Origin of the sequence: Phocaeicola sp. RTP21198st1_B8_RTP21198_201120 (assembly GCF_040929485.1) — a bacterium.
Lineage (GTDB): Bacteria > Bacteroidota > Bacteroidia > Bacteroidales > Bacteroidaceae > Phocaeicola > Phocaeicola dorei.
This window is the reverse complement of the sequence record NZ_JBCOCI010000015.1, coordinates 20,911-44,640: the sequence shown is the minus strand read 5'-3', so window position 1 is coordinate 44,640 and position 23,730 is coordinate 20,911. Positions and strand designations below refer to the sequence as shown.

The 23,730-nt window shown below is 43.1% G+C and carries 17 protein-coding genes and 1 pseudogene; 13 read left to right on the top strand and 5 right to left on the bottom strand.

The genetic code is table 11. The features are described from left to right. The first annotated feature begins 168 nt into the window (after positions 1 to 168). From AB5935_RS08830 to AB5935_RS08820, 3 genes are all read left to right on the top strand, one after another. The gene (locus tag AB5935_RS08830) at positions 169 to 1,554 is read left to right on the top strand and encodes a GDSL-type esterase/lipase family protein (RefSeq protein ID WP_007840877.1); all 1,386 of its coding nucleotides are present in this window, start codon (positions 169 to 171) and stop codon (positions 1,552 to 1,554) included. A gap of 132 nt (positions 1,555 to 1,686) precedes the next feature. Beyond that, positions 1,687 to 5,619 carry a two-component regulator propeller domain-containing protein gene (locus AB5935_RS08825; RefSeq protein WP_368327394.1) on the top strand — a complete coding sequence of 1,311 codons (3,933 nt, stop codon included), beginning with the start codon at positions 1,687 to 1,689 and terminating at the stop codon, positions 5,617 to 5,619. 265 nt (positions 5,620 to 5,884) lie between these two features. After that, entirely contained in the window at positions 5,885 to 6,130 is a 246-nt protein-coding gene (locus tag AB5935_RS08820) for an RNA recognition motif domain-containing protein (RefSeq protein ID WP_007833002.1), read from the top strand. Between the two features lie 104 nt (positions 6,131 to 6,234). On the opposite strand, the gene AB5935_RS08815 is transcribed toward AB5935_RS08820, so the two are convergent. Continuing rightward, positions 6,235 to 7,581: a threonine/serine exporter ThrE family protein gene (locus tag AB5935_RS08815; RefSeq protein WP_007833000.1), complete on the bottom strand. Its 1,347-nt coding sequence runs from the start codon at positions 7,579 to 7,581 to the stop codon at positions 6,235 to 6,237. 149 nt (positions 7,582 to 7,730) lie between these two features. On the opposite strand from AB5935_RS08815, the gene AB5935_RS08810 reads away from it, so the two are divergent. From AB5935_RS08810 to AB5935_RS08785, 6 genes are all read left to right on the top strand, one after another. Beyond that, positions 7,731 to 8,372 carry a PASTA domain-containing protein gene (locus AB5935_RS08810; protein WP_007832998.1) on the top strand — a complete coding sequence of 214 codons (642 nt, stop codon included), beginning with the start codon at positions 7,731 to 7,733 and terminating at the stop codon, positions 8,370 to 8,372. A gap of 18 nt (positions 8,373 to 8,390) precedes the next feature. Then, positions 8,391 to 9,464, top strand: a complete 1,074-nt coding sequence (locus AB5935_RS08805; protein WP_007848698.1) for an RluA family pseudouridine synthase — start codon at positions 8,391 to 8,393, stop codon at positions 9,462 to 9,464. After that, the gene (locus AB5935_RS08800) at positions 9,461 to 10,435 is read left to right on the top strand and encodes a D-alanine--D-alanine ligase (RefSeq protein WP_007840899.1); all 975 of its coding nucleotides are present in this window, start codon (positions 9,461 to 9,463) and stop codon (positions 10,433 to 10,435) included. The genes AB5935_RS08805 and AB5935_RS08800 overlap by 4 nt, the downstream gene beginning before the upstream one ends. Before the next feature lie 103 nt (positions 10,436 to 10,538). Continuing rightward, positions 10,539 to 11,696 (top strand): 1-acyl-sn-glycerol-3-phosphate acyltransferase, encoded by a 1,158-nt coding sequence (locus tag AB5935_RS08795; RefSeq protein WP_007832995.1) that lies wholly within the window; start codon positions 10,539 to 10,541, stop codon positions 11,694 to 11,696. Positions 11,697 to 11,754: 58 nt separating this feature from the next. Further along, positions 11,755 to 12,405 (top strand): NigD-like protein, encoded by a 651-nt coding sequence (locus AB5935_RS08790; protein WP_007840901.1) that lies wholly within the window; start codon positions 11,755 to 11,757, stop codon positions 12,403 to 12,405. A gap of 29 nt (positions 12,406 to 12,434) precedes the next feature. Further along, a complete protein-coding gene (locus AB5935_RS08785; RefSeq protein WP_007832992.1) occupies positions 12,435 to 12,833 on the top strand; it encodes a rhodanese-like domain-containing protein in 399 nt (132 codons plus the stop codon). A 382-nt stretch (positions 12,834 to 13,215) separates the two neighbouring features. On the opposite strand, the gene AB5935_RS08780 is transcribed toward AB5935_RS08785, so the two are convergent. From AB5935_RS08780 to proB, 3 genes are read right to left on the bottom strand one after another with little or no spacing between them, the layout of a single operon-like run. Continuing rightward, entirely contained in the window at positions 13,216 to 14,181 is a 966-nt protein-coding gene (locus AB5935_RS08780; protein WP_007832990.1) for an acetylornithine carbamoyltransferase, read from the bottom strand. A gap of 19 nt (positions 14,182 to 14,200) precedes the next feature. Further along, complete coding sequence (locus AB5935_RS08775) at positions 14,201 to 15,454, bottom strand: glutamate-5-semialdehyde dehydrogenase (RefSeq protein WP_007840903.1); 1,254 nt, start codon at positions 15,452 to 15,454, stop codon at positions 14,201 to 14,203. A gap of 37 nt (positions 15,455 to 15,491) precedes the next feature. Then, positions 15,492 to 16,574, bottom strand: coding sequence for a glutamate 5-kinase (gene proB / locus AB5935_RS08770; protein ID WP_007840906.1), 1,083 nt, complete (start codon positions 16,572 to 16,574; stop codon positions 15,492 to 15,494). A 158-nt stretch (positions 16,575 to 16,732) separates the two neighbouring features. Here proB and AB5935_RS08765 point away from each other — a divergent pair, with 158 nt between their 5' ends. The 4 genes and pseudogenes from AB5935_RS08765 to AB5935_RS08750 all read left to right on the top strand — a co-directional run bounded on the left by AB5935_RS08765 (position 16,733) and on the right by AB5935_RS08750 (position 22,026). Continuing rightward, positions 16,733 to 17,515, top strand: coding sequence for a Cof-type HAD-IIB family hydrolase (locus AB5935_RS08765; protein WP_007840909.1), 783 nt, complete (start codon positions 16,733 to 16,735; stop codon positions 17,513 to 17,515). Positions 17,516 to 17,722: 207 nt separating this feature from the next. Beyond that, complete coding sequence (locus AB5935_RS08760) at positions 17,723 to 19,915, top strand: GH92 family glycosyl hydrolase (RefSeq protein WP_368327393.1); 2,193 nt, start codon at positions 17,723 to 17,725, stop codon at positions 19,913 to 19,915. A 318-nt stretch (positions 19,916 to 20,233) separates the two neighbouring features. Further along, positions 20,234 to 21,363 (top strand): annotated as a pseudogene (locus tag AB5935_RS08755) (AAA family ATPase). Positions 21,364 to 21,384: 21 nt separating this feature from the next. Then, complete coding sequence (locus AB5935_RS08750) at positions 21,385 to 22,026, top strand: hypothetical protein (protein WP_007832979.1); 642 nt, start codon at positions 21,385 to 21,387, stop codon at positions 22,024 to 22,026. Positions 22,027 to 22,126: 100 nt separating this feature from the next. On the opposite strand, the gene nanU is transcribed toward AB5935_RS08750, so the two are convergent. Beyond that, the gene (gene nanU / locus AB5935_RS08745) at positions 22,127 to 23,716 is read right to left on the bottom strand and encodes a SusD family outer membrane lipoprotein NanU (RefSeq protein WP_005845771.1); all 1,590 of its coding nucleotides are present in this window, start codon (positions 23,714 to 23,716) and stop codon (positions 22,127 to 22,129) included. Between the last annotated feature and the right edge of the window lie 14 nt (positions 23,717 to 23,730).

The window sequence follows — 23,730 nt, the reverse complement described above, 5'->3', positions numbered from 1 at the left end:
ATTAGCTAAAAAGGTCCATTTCACCGAGAAATAGTCAATTTTGGAGGAGGAATAAACAAAGTCGGAAACCTGGCTATTGTTTTTTTAAAGACAATGACAACCGACCCAAATACAAAAACAAGTATCTTTGTATCTCCAAATATGTTTTTATCCATTAATCAATATATTATGAAACTAAAACTTTCTATTTTAACAATCCTGCTGTTCTTCTTATCAGCCTCTTTTCCCTTGGCCGCCCAAAAGGCTCCCCAACCGTTTGATATTGACACCCCTTCGCTCCGCGTCTTCCTTCCGGCTCCCGAGCTAGCGACAGGCCGTGCCATAGTAGCCTGTCCGGGTGGCGGATATGGCGGACTGGCTGTCAACCACGAAGGCTATGACTGGGCACCTTACTTCAACAAACAAGGCATCGCACTGATTGTACTGAAATATAGGATGCCTCATGGTGACCGCACTCTCCCCATCTCGGACGCCGAAGCTGCCATGAAAATGGCACGCGACAGTGCCGATGTATGGAATCTGAATCCATATGATATAGGTATAATGGGCTCCTCTGCCGGAGGGCATCTAGCTTCAACCATCGCCACACATACCCGCCCCGAACTCCGCCCTAACTTTCAAATCCTATTCTATCCTGTCATCACCATGGATAAATCCTATACTCACATAGGGTCTCACGATAATCTTTTAGGTAAAGACGCTTCCGCCGAACTGGAAACCGAATTTTCCAATGAGAAACAAGTAACCAAAGAAACTCCCCGCGCCTTTATCGCCTACAGTGACGATGACAAGACAGTTCCTCCTGCCAATGGAGTAAATTATTACCTAGGGCTACACAAGAATCATGTACCAGCCGTACTCCATATTTATGCCAGTGGCGGACATGGCTGGGGTATCCGCGAAAACTTCATTTACAAGAATGAGATGTTAAACGATTTATCTGCCTGGTTGCGCAGTTTCAAAGCTCCCCGTAAAGATGCTGTCCGTGTAGCCTGTGTAGGCAACAGCATTACTTACGGAGCAAGAATCAAAAACCGGAGCCACGACAGCTACCCCGCCGTTCTAGGCCGTTTGTTAGGAGATAAATACTGGGTGAAAAACTTTGGAGTCAGCGCACGTACTATGCTGAATAAAGGTGATCACCCTTATATGAAAGAACAAGCTTATCAACAAGCATTGGCGTTCAACCCCAATATCGTTGTTATCAAACTAGGAACTAATGACAGCAAGTCATTTAACTGGGTATATAAAGCAGATTTCATAAAAGATACACAAACCATGATTGACGCCTTTAAAGCCCTTCCCTCACAACCTGAAATCTATCTATGCTATCCTTCAAAGGCATATCTTACCGGAGAAAGCATTAATGATGATATCATCTCAAAAGAGATTATACCTATGATTAAGAAGGTTGCCAAGAAAAACAAGCTGCCTGTCATTGACCTTCACAGCGCAATGGATGGAATGCCGGAATTATTCCCCGATCATATCCATCCCAATGAAGAAGGAGCGAAGGTGATGGCAAAAGCTGTTTATGATGCTATAAAAAAATAAAGGAAACGAAGGAGCAGACAGGGATTAATCAGCAAAAAAGAGATTTTTATCGGTTGTCCACATTATTCATCGTCTTTTTGTTGTGTTATTCAAGACAATCAACTATTTTTGTTCCCAAACCTTGAGTAAGTAATGAAAACATCTGCCCACAACATACGAATCCTGTCCTTGCTCCTTCTATTCATTCTATTACATTCTATATCAGAAGCCAAACAATACTTTTTCCAACAAATTCCCTCTCAAAACGGACTTTCCTCCATGGTACGCTGTATGGAAGTCAGTCAGGAAAAAGGATATGTCTGGATAGGGACACGCTCAGGAATCGGACGATTCGACGGTTACGAACAGCGAAGATATCTGCGCGGTAATGTCACACATATTTTGGAAGATGAAGAACATACCATTTGGGTCATCACAGAAAAGGGAGTATTCCGCTACAATGAAATAGAAGACAATTTTATCCTTGTGCGGGATAAAGACAACAATCCGGTAATAGCCAGTTCTCTTTGCCTATGGGAGGACGGAGTAATCTTCGGGGGAAGAGGAAGACTATACAAATACAACTATGAAGACCATATTATCAACCTGTTCCATACGTTGAAACCGAACGGCAAGTATCATATTTCCAATCTTTACCAATGGGATTCCCACACTCTCCTAGCCACCAACCGATGGGCAAAAGCTTTATTTATTGATATCGCTACGGGCAACACCCGTCCTGTTCCCTTCAACAGTGAACAGATTATCTCATTGTTGATTGATAGAAAAGGAAATGTATGGGTAGCTCATTACAATCAGGGAGTAAGCTGTTATGGCCGTAATGGAAAACAATTACAGACCTATCATACACAAAATTCTCCTCTCAAAACCAATGTAGTGCTATCATTAGAAGAGCATAATGGACAAATATGGATGGGTACAGACGGCGGAGGAATCCATATTCTCAATCCGCAGACCGGCAAGATATCGACATTGAGGTATATTCCGGGAGATCGTTACTCCTTGCCTGCCAACTCTATTCTTTGTCTATATAACGACAAAAGCAACAATATGTGGGCGGGAAGTGTACGCAACGGATTAATCAATATTAAAGAGGTAGGAATGAAAACTTATCAAGACGTGCTGCCGGGACAGAATTACGGGCTGAGCGAGAAAACAATCCTGTCCATTTATCAAGACAATGACAACCAAATATGGATCGGAACAGACGGAGGCGGTATCAACCTCTTCGACCCGGCCACCGGAAAGTTTCATCACATACTTTCTACCTGGGAAGAAAAGGTAGCTTCCATCACCGGCATGGACAAAAAACATCTACTGGTTTCGCTATTCAGCCAAGGCTTGTTTGTCTTTCATAAAGAAACCCACCGATATCAGCCACTTGTCATTATCAACGACAGCATTAATGATATTTTATGTCATCGGGGAAAAACAGTCAATGTATATCAAAATACTCCTGAAACCATTTTGATGTTATCCGAAACACCTTATAAATACCATATTGGTAAAAAGCAATTCATTCCCATCACCAAAGGAAAAGGCATCACTGATATTGTCGGTACATTGTTACCCATAAACAGCACAGGAGAGGATTGCTATCTGCACGATTTGGAACATATCTATAAAATCAACTCCAGCCTCAACGAACTGGAGCTTATATTTACCTGTCAAACAGACACCGTGTTCAATTCTGTCTCACTAGACGAGAACGGATTGCTATGGATAGGCAGTAACTATGGTTTAAGTTATTATAATCCGGTTACCAAGCAATACACCCTTGTCCCCAATACCCTGATTAATGAAATAAGCTCACTCATTTGTGACCGGCAAGGGCGTGTATGGATAGGAACGGAAGAAAAATTATTCGCATATCTGATTAAAGAAAAGAAATTCATCTTATTCGGTGAACCGGACGGAGTGGTACAAAACGAATATCTGGAGAAACCCCGGTTACTCTCTTCATCCGGAGATATCTATATGGGAGGTGTAAACGGCTTACTACATATCAACCGGCACTTACCTGACGAACCGGCACTTCTCCCCACTCTTCAACTGGCCGACATCCTAGTGGGCGGAGAACGTGTCTACGACCGGATATCAAATGACCACCAACTCAGTGTCAATGAAAAAAGCAAACCGATCATCATCAAAATCATCACCCGTAATAAGGATATTTTCCGCAAACCCATGTATAGATACACCATTACAGGACTGAACGGACAAAACATCTATTCTTATTTACCGGAAATAAACTTAAGCAGCCTGCCAACAGGCAGTTATCACATAAAAGCCGCCTGCAGTACCCGCAACGGTGACTGGACAGCAGACTATGATATTCTTACCCTGATAGTACTGCCTCCTTGGTATAAATCTGGCTGGTTCATCCTAAGTTGCACCCTTTTTATCTTCGTTAGCGTTATCCTCATTTTCATCCTGTTATTGCGTAACAAAGAAACCAAGTTAAAGTGGGCAATGAAAGAACATGAGCAGCAGGTATACGAAGAAAAAGTACGCTTTCTTATCAATATCAGCCATGAGCTCCGGACTCCACTGACCTTGATACATGCACCCTTGAAACAACTAATGGATAAACTTACCGCCGACAACGAAAATTATCCGTTGATCCAAAGCATCTGTAAACAATCTGAACGGATGAAGAACATTCTGAATACTGTTCTGAATGTTCGCAAGATGGAAGTAGGACAAAGCACACTCCATGTCCAGAGCATACAATTGGATGAATGGGCAGAGCAACTGATTTCCGATTTTAAACCAGAAGCCTCCGTCAGGGGCATCACGCTCGTCTATCAACCTGAACCGGAGATTCAGACCTTGTGCTTCGACAAAGAAAAATGTACTACTATCCTGACCAATCTATTAATTAACGCATTGAAATATACTCCCGATGAGAGTACAATCAGTATTTCAACCCGTTTGTCGGAAGACAAGACAAGAGTACGCATATCCATTTCCGACCAAGGTCCGGGACTGAAAGATGTGGATACCAACAATCTCTTTGTCCGCTTTTACCAAGGCAACAACAGTCGTCCCGGCACAGGAATCGGATTGTCCTATTCTAAAATACTGGTCGAACAACACGGAGGCAACATTGGAGCCTACGACAACAAGAATTTCGGAAGCCCGGGAGCCACTTTCTGGTTCGAACTTCCATTAAATACCGAACCGGGAAATATCACGCTGCACCCACAAGAATATCTGAATACACTTCTGGCACCCACGCAAGAAACAGAAAGTATTCCCAAACAACAGGAAGAAAATAAAACAGCCCCAAACCATACCTTATTAGTAGTAGATGACAACAAAGACCTGACCGATTATCTGGCAACAGCCCTGAAAGACCGGTTTAAAACAATATGGGTAGCCGCCGATGGAGAGGAAGCATTGCGTCTTTGCCGGAAAAAACGTCCTCATATAGTTGTAAGCGATATCCAAATGCCCCGTATGAACGGCTATGAGCTATGTAAACAAATAAAAGAAGATTTGGAAATAAGCCATATCCCGGTTATACTGCTCACTGCACGTAATGACGAAGAAAGCCAACTATATGGTTATAAAAACGGAGCAGACGCCTACGTCACAAAACCTTTTGAAGTAAGTATGCTATATGCGATTATCTGTAGCCAACTGCATAACCGGGAACGGATGCGTACCCGTTATACAGACATCGGCCCTCTGCCGCCACCCGAGGAAGGCACCTTCAGTTCTGCCGATGAAGAATTTTTAAATCGCCTGAACCAGATAATCACAGAACATCTGGATAACGAACAGTTGGGTATTCCATTCATTTGCGACAAAATAGGAATCAGCAGAGCTTCTTTATACAATAAGCTAAAAGCATTGACAGATATGGGAGCCAATGACTATATAGCCCAAATACGTATGGAGAGAGCTATCTGGCTTATTCTCCATACAGAACTCAGCGTCAATGACATAGCAGATAAGACAGGATTCTCAACCGCCAGATATTTCAGTACTGTATTCAAACAGCATACAGGTTGCTCCCCTACTCAATACAGGGAGAAACCGCCTGTCAGCACTCAATAACCCCATAAAACCCTGTTTTCATTCCATATTGTGTTAATTTCCGACCATTTATAATAATAAATGATATATAATATGGAATAAAAGCAGAAATATAGTGCATAATCCAAATGAAAGAGTTTACTTTGTCCAACAAACAATTAGAGATTTATTCTAGTTTTATTCTCATCATGTATCTTCTCAGTTACCCACATTGAGTATATTCATTCCTGATTTAGAGCTTCTTGAAATTTCGTTGTTAGATTATTAATTTTTTATATTGACAGTTATGAATATGTATGTTGGAAACCTTAGCTACAACGTTAAGGAAGTAGATTTGAGAGAAGTTATGGAAGAGTATGGAACAGTAGGCTCAGTCAAGTTAATCGTTGACCGTGATACAAGAAGATCAAAAGGTTTCGCTTTTGTCGAAATGCCGGAAACTTCAGAAGCCTCAAACGCTATCAAACAGTTGAACGGTGTAGAATATGCCGGCCGTCCAATGGTAGTAAAAGAAGCCTTACCCAGAAATTAATAGCATAAACTTGATAGACAAAGAAAAAGGATTTTCCGCAATGGAAAATCCTTTTTCTTTGTCTATCAAGTTTTAATGAATACTACTTCGTAAACATACACCTGCTACCACTCAATAAATTTACCACGAGCTCTGCGTTCTGCCAACATCTGTGTAAGGAAACGCTGACGGTCCTTAGCAATGTAACGCCGGGCAAAAATATTAGGAACAGCTACCCCCAAGGCTATACAGAAAATAATAAGCGCCGAGTTAATACCATTGGAAAAAGCAAGTGTCACTTCCCCTACCACTCCACGCATATTGATAAGCGCCAGCAACGAACGATACATCAAGACACCAGGTACCATCGGAATGACAGAAGGAATAGTCAGCACATGATTAGGGACATGAAACCAATGAACGGCTTTGACAGCTATCAAACTCACGACAAAGCTTCCCATAAACGAACCGATCACCGGACCATATCCTAATTCAAAGTTTACAAAGTTACGGGTGCATACTGCAATAATTCCACCTACAGCCACCACCCACAACAAACGTCTCTGCACATTAAAAATAGTAGCGAATCCCATAGCCGCAATTGCAGCCGCAACAGCATATACCCAATAAGCATCGTGCGGCACCATACTCAGTTCACTGAACTTCTGGTCGATAGTCACATCATTCATCACCAGCAGCCTCAAGGCAAAAGCGATACCAAACGCCATGCCTCCTACCATCATTACCGTGTTGGCTGCACGCGTAATACCTACCAACAAGTGATTGTCAATCATATCGTCCACAAAATTTATCAGCGGCACACCGGGTACTATATATAAAGTACAGGCCAGCAACGGATGATACGGAGTGGAAGATAAACCGGAAAAAGAAAACGCATAAGCCAGACAAGTACATAAAAATGCAGAGATCGCAATACTCATATATACATTGATACCGAACTCAATGCAACGGGCACGGGTACGGAACCCCACAAAAGTACAAATAGCCGTAATCAGAAAAGCAATCCAGTCACCACCAAACAACTTGCAGAACCCTCCACAAGCAAACCCGGTACAGATTGCCACGACATAAGGGGTATAATTACGCTCCTGACGAGCAATCTTCTCAAGTTCTTCCTCGTATTTATCCAATGAATAATCCTGCTCAATGGCACGCCACGAAAGTTTACTGATTTTTGAAATGGCTTCCATATTGATACCATGTTTCTCGCATTTCTGAAACTTGGAAAAAGAGTGCTTCTCGTCACTCACATTGACCATCAGCATCGTCCACCGGATATCAATATGCAGTTTCTCTTCCGGAATACCCAGATAAGCGGCCACGCGCTTCATGTTTCTTTCAATTCGGTTAGTGTCTGCCGCGCTCTCCATCAGCAGCTTGCCGGTACGTAATAAAAGGTCTAGTTTACGGCGCAATAACAGCACCTCTTGTTCATTTGTTGTCTCGTTCATCTTCTTTTTACCTCAATTTTATTTACTCTGACAGGAAACAGGTTGTTTTTTCGGGATGCAAAGGTACAAAAAGTATATGATATTCATAACTAAATGTAGGAACAGAAATGAAATTGTCGTATCTTTGACCCGAAATAATTAAGTTAGATATGGTAACATTCAAAGAATTCTTTTCATTCAAGAATAACCGCTTCTTCTGGCTCAATCTGATAGCGATGGTAGTGGTCATTGTGGCAGCACCTTTGGGAACCCTTCAATGGCTGGACAACTATACACGCCACGGCGAAGCAGTGGTAGTGCCCGATGTAAAAGGAATGAATCTGCGGATTGCAGAAAATGAACTCGACAAGCAGTCACTAAAATCAATCGTCATAGACTCCAGCTATGTAAAAGGAATAGCCCCCGGTGCTATTTTGGAACAGAATCCCGCCGGTGGCTCCAAGGTGAAGTCGGGCAGAACCGTCTATCTGACCGTCAATGCAGACAGCGCCCCCAAGGTAGCCATTCCCGATATCATGGATAATAGTTCTCTCCGCCAAGCCGAAGCTAAATTACGTGCGTTAGGTTTTAAAATAACCGAACCTGAATATATCAGCGGCGAAAAAGACTGGGTATACAGCATAAAATACCGAGGACGCGACTTGAAAGCCGGAGAAAAGATTCCTCACGAAGCCGTACTGACCCTCACGGTAGGCAACGGCAATGAAACCATGCCCGAAGATTCTGCATTGGTAAATGAATCCGGAACTGCGAACGATGACAAACCTGTGGTAGACGAATCCTGGTTTTAAACTTAACACACAGTGATGATGAGAGAAGAATATGTGGATGAACTAGACGACACACTGGATGATGTGGAACCGATAGTGGACAACCCCGCCGAACTGTATGAACATTTCCGTGTAGTAGTAGACAAAGGACAGTCACAAGTGCGCGTGGACAAATATTTGTTCGAACGGCTTGTCAACTCTTCGCGCAACCGTATTCAGAAGGCTGCCGACGCCGGCCTCATCATGGCGAACGGCAAACCGGTGAAAAGCAGTTATAAAGTAAAGCCTTGCGACGTGCTGACGGTGATGATGGACCGTCCACGTTATGATAATGATATCATTCCCGAAGATATTCCACTGGATATAGTCTATGAGGACAACGATTTGATGGTAATCAACAAACCGGCCGGACTGGTAGTGCATCCGGGATGCGGAAACTACCACGGTACGCTGGTCAACGCCATAGCATGGCATCTGAAAGACAACCCCAGATACGACCCTAACGATCCGCAAGTGGGATTAGTCCACCGTATAGACAAAGACACCTCGGGCCTGCTCGTGGTAGCCAAGACCCCCGATGCCAAGACTCATCTGGGACTTCAGTTCTACAACAAGACCACCAAACGTAAATACAATGCTCTGGTATGGGGTATCGTAGAAAATAATGAAGGAACCATAGAAGGGAATATAGGGCGCAACCCCAAAGACCGCATGCAAATGGCTGTACTGAGTGACCCCGCCCAAGGAAAGCACGCCGTCACCCACTACCGGGTACTGGAACGTCTGGGCTATGTCACGCTGGTAGAGTGTGTGCTTGAAACGGGACGCACCCACCAGATACGTGTCCACATGAAGCACATCGGGCACACGCTGTTCAATGATGAGCGTTATGGCGGAAACGAAATTTTAAAAGGAACTCATTTTAGTAAATACAAACAATTCGTAAACAACTGTTTCGAGACCTGCCCCCGCCAGGCATTACACGCCATGACGCTGGGCTTTGTCCATCCCCGTACAGGCGAAGAGATGTTCTTCACCTCTCCGCTGCCCGAGGATATGACAAACCTGATAGACAAGTGGAGAAACTATATCAGTAACAGAGAAGAACTATGAAACGTACTATTGCCATAGTAGCCGGAGGAGATTCCAGCGAACTTGTCGTTTCCCTGCGCAGTGCACAGGGACTTTACTCTTTCATTGACAAAGAGCGTTATAACCTATATATAGTAGAGATGGAAGGGCATCGGTGGGAAGTAGTCCTTCCGGACGGTTCCAAAACCCCGATAGACCGTAATGATTTCAGTTTCATGGAGAACGGCGAAAAGAAACATTTCGACTTCGCCTACATCACCATCCACGGAACTCCGGGGGAAAACGGTATCCTGCAAGGTTACTTCGACCTGTTAGGAATTCCCTACTCCAGTTGTAACGTACTGGTATCTGCCATGACTTTCAATAAATTCACCTGCAACCAATACCTGAAAGGCTTCGGTATCCGCGTAGCCGAATCACTGATCCTGCGTAAAGGGTTTGAAATTACAGACGAAGAAGTAATCAACAAAATTGGTCTGCCTTGTTTCATCAAACCCAACGCCGGCGGTTCCAGCTTCGGTGTCACCAAAGTAAAGACTAAGGAAGATATACAACCCGCCATCGAAAAAGCTTTCAAGGAAAGTGACGAAGTAATGATTGAAGCCTTTATGAGAGGAACGGAAATCACCTGCGGCTGTTACAAGACCTCGGACAAGGAAGTGGTATTCCCCATCACCGAGGTGGTGAGTGCCAACGAATTCTTTGACTATGGAGCCAAATACAATGGAGAATCACAGGAAATCACCCCTGCCCGCCTGCCCGAAGATACAGCCGAACGTGTACGTCTGCTCACTTCGGCCATTTATGACATTCTGGGGTGTTCCGGCCTTATCCGCATTGACTATATCATTACCGAAGGCGAAAAAGTAAACTTGCTCGAAATCAATACCACCCCGGGCATGACAGCTACCAGCTTCATTCCCCAACAGGTGCGTGCCGCAGGATTGGATATAAAAGATGTGATGACTGACATTATAGAAAATAAATTTTAGTGGTTCGTGATTAGCGGTTAGTGATTAATATCCATGCGGCACATAATGCAGCCTATTAACCACTAACCACTGGCCACTCATCACTGACTAACCCTTATAAATTATGAACATACCAGCTGAATTTAACGAGATTCGTCCGTACACTCCCGAAGAGTTACCGCAAATCTATGAAGAATTAATCGCTGACCCCGTTTTCCGGACAGTGGTAGAGTCTGTTATGCCGGGCGTACCTTTCGAAGGTCTTGCCATGAAGATGCGTCAATGCAAAACAAACCTGGAATTCCAAAAAGCGTTCTTTTACGGACTGTTATGGGATTTGGTGAAAAAAACAGCCAACGGACTGACATTCGACTGTTCCGCCTTGTCCGACTTAACCCGGAACTACACTTTCATCTCCAATCATCGTGACATTATTCTGGATTCGGCTTTTCTATCTATCCTACTGATAGACAAAGGAATGACCACCGTAGAAATCGCCATCGGCGACAACCTGCTCATCTACCCATGGATTCATAAGCTGGTACGTGTCAATAAATCATTCATCGTGAAACGCGGCCTCAACATGCGGCAGAAACTGGAAGCATCTGCTTTGATGTCGCGCTACATGCATTTCGCCATGAAGGAAAAACATGAGAATTTATGGATAGCGCAACGTCAGGGACGTGCCAAAGATTCCAATGACCGTACCCAAGACAGTGTATTGAAAATGATGGCCATGGCAGGTGAAGGCGATGTCACCGAAAGACTGAAAGAACTGAACATCGTTCCGCTCGCTATCTCTTATGAATATGACCCATGCGATTTCCTGAAAGCCAAGGAATTACAACAGAAACGGGATGATCCCTATTTCCAGAAAAGTCCCGAAGACGACCTGATCAATATGCAGACCGGCCTTTACGGATACAAAGGACGCATCCATTTCCAGACTTCCGCCTGTCTGAATCATGAACTGGACGAACTGAAAGAACACAATTTGCCTAAATGTGATTTGTTTACCGCCATATCGGAAACCATAGACCGGCATATACACAGCAGTTACCGCTTGTTTGCAGGTAATTATGTGGCGTGTGACCTCTTGATGGGAGACAACCGTTTCACGGCCGAGTACACAGAAGAAGAAAAAGAACATTTTGAAAACTACATGGAACAACAGATTGCCAAAGTAGACCTTCACAATAAAGATGCCTCTTTCCTGCGCCATGCTTTGCTGACTATGTATGCCAATCCGCTCATCAATTACCTGAAAGCGGCAAAAGGATAAGAACGTTTACCGTAAAGGGTGGATTTTACAGTCCACCCTGAAAAAGAAAATTACAAACATGAGGAAAGTCGTTATTTTATCTTTTCTAGCTTCTTTGCTTCTCGGCGCATGCGGTGAAGACGATTATGTATATCCCAATGTTCTGACAGATATGATCGACTTGAAAACCGATCATACAGGAACCGGACGATATCTGATAACGGACGAAGGGACAGAGTGGCGCATCCAGTCACGTACCGGTCTTGACGGACTGGCACCAGACACCACGTACCGCACGGTTACCATGTACGCTCCATTGACAGACTCGGAAGAAGCAGAAAAAGAAGCCATGCTTTACAATACCCAACTGGTTATTTCTCCTGTTCCCTTGCCCGAATCTAAATTCAAGGAGATAAAGACCGATCCGGTGGCCATTCAAAGCATCTGGCGGGGTGGGAATTACCTGAACCTGATTTTACAAGTCAAAGTCAAAGATCAGAAGCACGGCTATCACTTTATTGAGAACAAACTGGAGAACAAAGATGGAGAACAAACATTATACTTGACACTCTATCATGACAGGAATAATGACATCGAAGGTTTCAACCGTAAAGTCTATCTGTCTGTTCCCTTATGGGCATACGCCGGCAAGCTGCATAAAGGCGATAAGATTGTATTCAACATCCATACTTATAAAGAAGGTATGACCAGTCGTATCTTTTATTTTTAGCAAACAAAAACATCAAAACATTCCATTTTATGATAAAGACCATTTATTTCATATTCTTCATCTGCGCATTCTCACTAGGATTATGGGCATGTACCGGCAAAGACAGTGACAAATTCAAGAATCTTTCCTCTGACCAGTTTGAGGAAATGATACAGGACAAGACCATCCAACTGATTGATGTACGCACGGTAGCCGAATATTCCGAAGGCCATATACCGGGCAGCATCAATATCAATGTATTGGACAATGAGTTTGGCACAAACATCGAGAAGCTTCTTCAAAAAGACCGTCCCGTAGCCGTTTATTGCAAAAGTGGAAGGCGCAGCCGCAATGCGGCCAATATTTTGGTAAAAAAAGGATTCAAAGTGTATAATCTGGATAAGGGTATCCTAGACTGGAAGGAATTAGGGAAGGAAATAAGTTTTTAACCGTTTTTTCCTTCAAATTCTTCATTATGGTTTAGCAAGTTGATTTACTGTCACTTATTATGAAGGATTTTTTTTCAATCCTTCATAAATTCTTCATCTCTGTAAGTTTGTTCCAGCCCCGTCCGGTCTTCTATTTCCGAAGCGATACCTTTTCCTCTTGAATGGCAATCTTGCCACGCACTGTCTTATAATCAAGCCAAGGATACACACAGTTTTTCGTCCGATAGAAATCACTATGCTGTCCTTTTTAGGTTTATCGTTTCACCTTAGTGATGAAGTTTTATCACTAAGGTGATCAATTTTCATCACATGGGTGATACTGTTTCATCACACAGGTGAAACGATAAATAAAAAAGAAAGTATACGTCATTCCGACTGCCGGTTATTCCAACCCTTCCAGCATTCTCTTTAAAACAACTGTAGCAGAAATTTCCCGGTTGGCCGCTTCAGGAATAACCAACGAAGTAGGAGCTTCAATCACCTCATCGGTCACAATCATGTTTCTTCTCACCGGCAGACAATGCATAAAGAAAGCATTGTTTGTCACTGCCATGTGCGCCGCATCTACCGTCCAACTCATATCCTTGCTCAGGATCTTTCCATAGTCGGCAGGATGGGTGACACCGGGACATGCCCAGTTCTTGGCATAAATAAAGTCAGCCCCTTCAAAAGCTTTCATCTGGTTATATTCCACCTTCGCGCCACGGACAAACTTCGGGTCTAGCTCATAGCCTTCGGGATGAGTAATGACAAAATCCACATCGGCCTCGTTCATCCAGTCGGCAAACGAGTTAGGTACAGCCTGAGGTAATGCACGCGGGTGCGGCGCCCAAGTCAATACCACCTTGGGACGGTCTTTCTTTTTATATTCTTCAATAGTAATCAGGTCGGCGAAAGCCTGCAACGGATGACCGGTAGCGGCTTCCATGGAGAATACAGGCTTGCCGGAATATTTTATGAACTGATTCAGAATCTTTTCAGTATAATCATCCTCGCGGTTCTCAAAATGAGCGAACGAACGCACACCGATGATATCACAATAAGAAGCCATCACCGGAATAGCCTCCAGCAAATGTTCACTCTTATCGCCATCCATAATGACACCGCGCTCTGTTTCCAGCTTCCATGCACCTTGATTCACATCGAGTACAATCACATCCATCCCCAAGTTACGAGCTGCCTTCTGGGTACTCAAACGGGTACGCAGACTGTTGTTGAAGAAAATCAACAGACAAGTCTTATGCTTTCCCAGGGTTTCATATTTGTAGCGGTCTTTCTTGATTTCGAAAGCTTCGGCAAGGGCACTCTTCAAGTCGCCCAAATCATGTACGTTTGTAAAGTATCTCATAATCCTTTCATTTATATTATTATTGTCTTATTTGTCCATCCCCCTGAATAATCCACTTGTATGTGTTCAGTTCCTCCAGGCCCATCGGACCACGAGCGTGAAGCTTCTGCGTGCTGATACCTATTTCCGCTCCCAATCCGAACTCACCTCCATCGGTAAACGAAGTAGGCACATTCACATAAACACAAGCCGCATCCACCATCTTCATAAAATAATCGGCCGCCCGGTCATTCTCCGTCACAATACATTCACTATGTCCCGAACCATAAATAGAAATGTGGGCCACAGCCGCCTGTATGGTCATAGTCGCCGTCACTGCCATTTTGTAGTCCAGAAACTCTGTTCCGAAAGTATCCGTAGAAGCATGTTTCAGCAAGTGGGAAGGGTAAGAAGTTTTCAGATAATTATAACACAAGTCATCGGCATAGATTTCCACGTTGTCCTGCTGCAAATCGCTACAAAGAGTGGAAAGGTCGGTCAGCCGGTTCACATCTACAATCAGGCAGTCCAATGCGTTGCACACGCTGACACGACGTGTCTTGGCATTACGGATAATGGCGGCTCCCTTCGCCACATCACCATCCTTGTCAAAATAAACATGACACACACCAGCTCCTGTCTCGATAACGGGAATCGTGGCGTTCTGCCGCACATAATCTATCAGCCCCTTGCCGCCCCGGGGAATAATCAAATCCACATAGCCACGGGCATGGAGCAGTGCATCAGCCGAGTCATGTCCTGCCGGCAACAATGCCACCAGATAAGGAGACAAGTGGGCTACATCCAGCAATGTATTCCGGATAATCTCCACCAGAATACGGTTGGAGAAATCGGCATCGCTTCCCCCTTTTAATATACAAGCGTTGCCTGACTTGAAACAAAGTGCAAACACATCCAAAGTCACATTAGGACGAGCTTCATAAATAATGCCTATCACCCCAAAAGGCACACTTACCTTGGTCAGCTTCATGCCATTGGGACGCACAGTCTCATTCAGTATTCTCCCCGACGGAGAAGGCAACGTGGCTACTTGCCGTATGCCTCCAGCTATAGCGCGAATACGTTCCGCCGTCAGTTTCAAACGGTCATATTTGGGATTTAAGGGATCCATCGCCGCCAAATCTTTGGCGTTCTCTTCCAGAATCCGATCCGTAGCAGCCTCCACCCTGTCGGCCAATGCATACAAAGTGTCATTGATGATCTCCTCCTTGCAGAAAGCAAGAGATCCTTTTGCCTGCCGCACCTGTTTAAAAATATCTTTTATCTGTTCCATAGTCACTTCATTTTATCTAAATCATTACCACACCGCATCAGTCCAAATACAAATAATCATAGTGTACCATAGGTTTCTGCCCATGTTTCCCCTGCAATGCACGTGCTTCTGCCGAATCAAATCCGATGCGTCCCACTCCTATCTGCCTCCCCCGGTGGTCTATGATTTTCACTATATCATCTTTTTCAAATTCCCCTTCTATGCGGACCACTCCCACAGGAAGCAGGCTTACCGCCTTATGTCCTTTCAACACTTTCACGGCCTGTTCATTCAAATGCAACTCGCCTTTCGCAAAGCCTTCGCTGTGGGCAATCCACTTCTTCACGCTGGATACTCCGCCTTCTGCCGGAATAAAGCGCGTACAGACTGTCCCTGCCGGATGTTGCAGTAAATCGACCAGAATATTGTCTTTCTTGCCATTGGCTATAATGACTGTGATACCCTCATCGGCCACTTTGCGGGCAATGGTAGTCTTTGTCAGCATACCGCCCCGGCCAAAGCCCGATTTCTCCGTCTGTATATAGTCCGAAAGATCCTTTCCCTGCTCCACCTCCCGTATCACCTGCGTACCGGGGGTAGAAGGAGAGCCATTGTATATGCCGTCAATATTGCTCAGTATGATTAATGCCTGCATATCCATCATAGAAGCGATCATTCCCGAAAGTTCGTCATTGTCTGTAAACATCAGTTCGGTGACCGAAATAGTATCATTCTCATTTACGATAGGTATGACACCGTTCTCCAGCATCACCATCATACAGTTGCGCTGGTTCAGGTAATGACGGCGCGTGCCAAAACTTTCTTTCGTAGTCAGCACCTGCCCGACGGGAATACCGTGTTCACGAAACAGCTCATAGTAACGGTTGATCAGCTTTGCCTGCCCCACTGCCGAGAAAAGTTGCCTTTGCTCCACACTATCTAATTTTTTGGAAGGTTTGATCTCGCTGCGTCCCGAAGCTACCGCCCCAGATGAAATCAGAATGACTTCCACTCCGGCTTTGCGCAATTCCGCCACTTGGTCTACCAATGCCGACATACGCGTCACATCCAGTGTACCGTCTTTACGCGCCAACACATTACTACCTATCTTTACTGCTATTCTTGTAAACTGAACTGCCATTTCTCTTGTTATTTTAGAAACACAAATATAGATATTAAAATCAATCTGTAAAGTCAAATAAGCCAAAAATTAACCTTTATCGTATTTGTGTGCATGTATTTTAATTCTCATCTTTGCAAAATGAAAATATATAACGATAATATTCAACAGGCAAACGTATGGTTAAAGCTATTTTTTTCGATATTGACGGTACATTGGTTTCTTTTGAAACTCATAAAATTCCCGCTTCAACCCAAGAAGCATTAAAAGCACTTCGTGATAAAGGCATTAAAATATTTATTGCCACCGGACGCCCACAATGTTTAATAAACAATCTGAGTGATTTAGAGTTTGACGGGTATATCACAGTCAACGGCAGCTATTGTTTTACTGCCGGCCACCAGCCCATTTATAAAGGTTGCATCCCGCAAGAAGACATTGAACGGCTAATAACTTTTCAACAGAAATATCCGGTACCTTTCGTTTTTGTACACGGCAATGAAATGTTCGTCACTGAAGTGAATGACAGAGTACAGGCTGTTTCCGATCTGATTGAAATTCCTGTTCCCCCTGTCGCCTCCATAGAAGAAGCCCGTGGAAAAGATATCCTGCAAATAATGGGATACTTTACGGCCGAAGAGGAAAAAGAAACAGATATATTCGGCAAAGTGCTGACTCATTGCGAACCGATGCGCTGGTATCCATTGTTTGCCGATATCATTGCACGGGGCAACAGTAAAAGTACGGGAATAGACAAAGTGCTGGCATATTTTGACATTGACCTGAAAGACACAATGGCTTTCGGTGACGGCGGCAACGATATCCCCATGCTGAAACACGTAGCCACAGGGATAGCTATGGGAAATGCCGAGCCCCATGTCAAAGCTGTGGCCGACTACGTGACAACCTCCGTAGATGAAGACGGGATAGCCAATGCTTTGAAACATTTCGGATTAATCTAAAGAAGATTTGATGAAAAGAAAATGAATGATGCAGAGAGTATCCTCATGAGAGATCCAAAACTAAGGTTTTTTCATGTCGTTTATTAATTTAAGATGTACCAAGATATTCATTTACTTCTTATTAATTCGTTTCTTGTTTTGATTTCTTGACCCATTTTTCCAGAAAACTCTTTATCTTTACACAAAATATTTATTAATTGCGAATCTATGAAGAAAACCTATTCTATCCTTTGCGCATTTGTATTGGCAGGCTCGTTCTTCGGCTGTTCCACAACACAGCAGAAGACAAGCGAAACTGACTACACGCAGTATGTTAACACGTTCATCGGAGCAGCAGACAACGGACACACCTTTCCCGGTGCCTGCCGTCCTTTCAGCATGATCCAGACAAGCCCCGTAACCGGAGCTATCGGCTGGAGATATTGCTCGGAATATGTGTACACCGACTCCCTGATATGGGGATTTACCCAAACACACCTTAATGGAACAGGGTGTATGGATTTGGGAGATATCCTGGTGATACCAGTTACCGGCACACGCGCCCGTGCCTGGGACGCTTATCGCAGCCACTTCCCCAAAGACAAGGAAGCAGCGACTCCCGGATACTACACCGTAGAGCTGACTGATCCCGGCGTGAAAGCCGAACTGACCGCCTCTCCCCATGCCGCCCTACACCGTTATACCTATCATAACGCCGACTCGGCATCTGTATTGATTGACCTTCAGCACGGACCTGCGTGGAACGAAAACCAATATCATTCGCAAGTACAAAGTTGCGAAACCAATTGGGAAGATGCACAAACTTTGACCGGACATGTACGCAACAGCGTATGGGTGAACCAGGATTACTTTTTTGTTATGAAGTTCAATCGTCCCGTCATAGATACCCTGTATCTGCCCATGGCCGAAACAGAAAAAGGGAAACGTATCATCGCTACTTTTGACATGGAGCCGGGAGAGGAACTGCTGATGAAAGTAGCCATGTCCACCACCGGCGTGGATGGAGCCAAGAAGAATATGGAAGCGGAAATAGCCGACTGGAATTTTGAAGGAGTGAAGCAAGCAGCACACGACGAATGGAATAATTATCTGAGCCGCATTGAAATAACCGGTACGGATGATGAGAAGACCAACTTCTATACCAGCTTCTACCATGCCCTGATACAGCCCAACCAAATCTCGGACGTAGACGGATGGTACCGTAATGCAGCCGATTCCATCGTTAAAGCCGGTAACGGAGCTTTTTATTCCACTTTCTCCTTATGGGACACTTACCGTGCCGCCCATCCGTTTTACACCTTAATGGTTCCTGAAAAAGTAGATGGATTCGTCAATTCATTGGTAGAACAGGCTGAAGTACAGGGCTTCCTGCCTATCTGGGGACTTTGGGGAAAAGAAACATATACCATGATTGGCAACCACGGTGTTTCAGTTATCGCCGAAGCTTACCGCAAAGGCTTCCGAGGCTTTGATGCCGAGCGTGCCTTCAATGCTATCAAAAATACCCAAACCGTATCTCATAAACTGAAATCCGATTGGGAAACTTATATGAAATACGGTTATTTCCCTACTGACTTGATTAAGACAGAATCAGTATCCTCTACGCTGGAATCGGTATATGATGATTACGCCGCAGCCGATATGGCCCAACGTATGGGTAAAGAGGAAGATGCCGCTTATTTTGCCAAACGTGCCGATTTTTATAAGAACCTGTTCGATACTGAAACGCAATTCATGCGTCCCCGCAATGCTGACGGGAGTTGGAAATCTCCTTTCAACCCTAGTCAGGTTGCCCACATGGAAAGTACCGGTGGAGACTATACCGAAGGTAATGCATGGCAGTACACTTGGCATGTGCAACATGATGTGCCGGGGCTTATTGAGTTATTCGGCGGAGAACAAGCATTCTTAAACAAATTGGATTCTTTATTCACCTTGAAACTGGAAACCACCCAGGCAGATGTTACCGGCTTGATCGGTCAATACGCACACGGCAATGAACCCAGCCATCACATTACTTATTTATATACGTTGGCAGGTCGCCCCGAACGTACCCAAGAACTGATCCGTGAAATCTTTGATACGCAATATCATCCCGAACCCGACGGACTCTGTGGCAATGATGACTGCGGACAGATGTCAGCATGGTATATGTTCTCTGCTATGGGGTTCTATCCGGTAGATCCGGTAAGTGGCAATTATGTATTCGGCGCCCCACAGATGCCTGAAATTGTATTGAACCTGGCCGATGGAAAGACTTTCACGATCATTGCCGAAGGATTATCAAAGGAACACAAGTATGTTGACAGTATTACACTGAACGGTGAACCTTATACAAAGAATTATATCTCGCATGAAGATATCCTAAAGGGCGGGACTTTGGTGTATAAGATGAAATAAGGAATCTACCTCATTACAGGAAGAGGGTATGTATAGCTGGAGCCGACTGTCATACCCTCTTCCTGCTTTCTGTTCCTGATGCTTTTCAAAGGATCATAATGCTCCAGGTATTTATGCCCTTATCCATGAAACATGATCATTATCAGCATAACTTCTGTTTTAGATATCTTGTAATTGCCATATTAAATTGTTGCCATGAACCATGTCAAGTCAGAACATAATATAATAGGCAAAACAAAAATACAACTCTTATATTTGCTCAATCCAAACTTTATTGCGTTATTTGCGTTACATGTTTTATGTAACATAAAAACTGCAATGAAGAGTATTTCTACTAATCCATTTTTAATAACCGGTTACCAAGGGCCCGACTATTTTTGTGACCGCGAAAAAGAAACAGCTTCTTTAATGTCAGCATTAAAGAATGGCAAAAATATTACATTAATCAGTCCGCGCCGTATGGGAAAGACAGGACTATAAAGAATGTATTTTACTATATTCAAAAAGAAAATAAATCTGCCGCCTGTTTTTATCTGGATATATTTTCAACCCAGAATCTTCAGGAGTTTGTATCTCTACTGGGACGAAGTGTGTTGGGGAAATTAGATACCTTATCACAGAGTACCTTAAAATCGCTATTCTCATTCTTTAAAAGTTGCCGTCCGGTCATCAGCGCCGATGAAATTACAGGAATGCCATCTGTAACACTCGACTTTATTCCGGAACGTTCAGAAGAAACCTTGAAAGAGATTTTCACCTACCTAAACCAATCGGGAGTAGAATGTTATATAGCCATTGACGAATTCCAGCAAATAATGGAATATCCGGAGAAAGGAGTGGAAGGCCTGTTGAGATCGTATATCCAGTTCACCCCGAATGTGCATTTTATCTTTTCGGGCAGCAAAAAGCATTTGATGGAGTCTATCTTCTTTTCCATCAAAAGACCTTTTTACCAATCTACGCAGAAACTTTTCCTGGCCCCTATTCCTTATACTCCTTACCGGGAGTTTGCCAAGAAACTGTTTGATGAAAAGAAAAAAACTTTGCAGGAAGATATCTTCCATGAAATTTATCAATCGGTAAAAGGACATACGTGGTATATGCAATATCTTTTAAACAGATTGTATTCATTGCCACAGCAGACTCCGACCATAGAGCTGTTGCATACACTCATCCAGGAAATCATACAGGAGGAAGAATATACTTATCAAACCTATTTCCAGTTTTTAACTTCCAATCAGATTCAGTTGCTGAAAGCTATAGCCAAAGAGGAAATTGTAAATGAGATTAACAGTGCCACATTCATAAAGAAATATGATTTAAAAGGAGCCAGCAGCATAAATGTAGCATTAAAGTCTTTAATTAATAAGGAGTTTGTCTTAAAAGAGCAGCAAGGATATATAGTATACGATCGTTTTTTGGCAATTTGGCTCAAAGGACTAGTATGAATAATTAAAATCTCCATCACTATGAATACAAAAGGAATTCTTATTGCAATTCTGGCATTGGGAAGCATAACGTTGATAAATGCCCAACAACCTGCCGGCTATTTCTTCAAGGAATTTACTCCAGGAAAAGTTTTATTGAAAAACAAACAGTTTGCCAAAGGGAAATTTAACTATGACTGTATAAACAAGGAAATGCATTTTTTGAATGAATCGACAGACATGGTTATAGAGAATTTGGAAGATATTGATACAGTAGTCATTGATATACACCGCTTTATTCCGTTTGAGGGACATTTTATGGAAGTGATGACTGATCAGCATACCACTCTTTTTATAGACTGGAAAGTAAAGCCAAAAGATATCGGGAAGAAAGGAGCTATGGGAACAGTTACTCATGGCAGTGTTCAAGCAATTGATGTCAATACACGCTTCCAACGTGTTAACGGTGAACAGAATTTAGACCTTTCGGTCTATAAAATGGTAACGGAAAATGTTTATTACACTCAGATTAAAGGCAAGTTGAGAAGCTTTCGAAATATCCATTCACTTCTGAAATTGTATTCAAAAGATAAGCAACAACTTATCAAAGAGTTCATTGAAACAGAAAAGATTAAGATAGAAAAGCCCAAAGATATACTAAAAGTCTTGAAACGGTTTCAATAAAAGAAGGTGTCCGAAAAGTGAAGTGCCCTCTAAAAGTTTTATGTCTAACTTTTGGAGGCTGTCCATTTCAGACACCTTCTTTTATTATATAACTAATACTTTATTTTCCTCCACTAGATTCATATCCTGGTGTCTGCTTCAATGCCGAATTATTAGTCAATGTATTCTTATCAATAGGCCAAAGCAAACGGGTTGCTTCTGCTGTAGTATGTTCCAATACATATTCATCACCTGCTAAGCGCAGATCATACCAACGTTTTCCTTCAACCATAAACTCACGCATACGTTCTTTTAGAACAGCTTCCATTGCACCGGCATTATCCGGTTTTACAGACTTATTATCCGCATAAAGTGCGGCATCATTATCATTGGGATATTGTACTTCCGGATGTGCATTAAAATAATCTTCACCATAGGCACGTTTACGTACTGCATTAATTTCTTCCACAGGGTCCTCTCCTAAAAAAGCCTTAGCTTGAGCTAACAACAACAAGCAATCTGCATACCGATAAACAGGATAATCATCCAATGGACTACGCGTATCAGCCCCATCAAGCAATGTACCCAAAAACTTGGCCGGATACAACCCATAAAGAGATAAAGTTCCATCTTCCTTTTTTTCATAAGCAGCCTGAAGTGTGCTTCGCTTACGGGTATCGTTATCATTAAAGCATTTAGTATACACATCCTTATTAACCGGGTAACGGATCGTACCATTCACTTTCACTTTATCACCCAATGAACTAATGGGATTACCATTCTCATCCATATATCCGAATAATATATTTTGCTGTGGAAACATATTATTATTATATGTTACATCCCCCCACATATTATATTCATCGCGTGCATTGCGAATCGCAAATATTATCTCTTTATTATTCTTGTTATCATAAGAAAATACTTCAGAGAAATCCTCCAACAAACCAAATTTATCGGTTTGATTTCTCACTTCCTGCAATGCATTTTTCGCTGTTGTATAATCTTCGTTACCACCTCCCATGTGTTTTCCTCTCCACATATATACTTCACCCTTCAACATCATGGTAGCTGCTTTAGACCAAAAATAACGCTGAGAATCATTTCTAAACCCATAATTATCCCCAAAAGCAGTTTCTGAAGCCTGTAAATCATCAACAATCAATTTCATTACGTCAGCAGCAGAAGAAGCTGGTCTTGCTAAATTTCCAAGATCCAAGCTCGACCCTTCCGAGAAATCGGTCCATATCACTACATCTCCATAAGATCGTAACAACTGAAAGTAAAGGAAAGCACGGATACCATAAACTTCGCCCAGATAATATTTCTTGGTACTTTCATTCATCGACATACCTTCCACCTTGTTTATCATCAGATTAGCCTGATTAATCACCTCATATAAATTTCCAAAATTAGAAACAACCGTATTCACATCGTTCAAACTGTTGTTCCACATACGTTCATTACCCTGGGTAGCACTACCAAATGTTGACTCTCCAAAATAATAATCCGCACGAGGTTCTCCAAAAAGAAAAATGCTATAACTACATTTCTCTCTAAACTTAGAATGTAACCCCACATTAAAAGCATCCACCTGTGCTTCTGTCTGCCAATATTTATTATCGGCAATACTACTTATTGGCTCCAAATCCAAAGAATTACACCCGGTAAAAGCTATGCCAACCATTAAATATGCTAATATTTTTTTCATAATGAGTCTTGTTG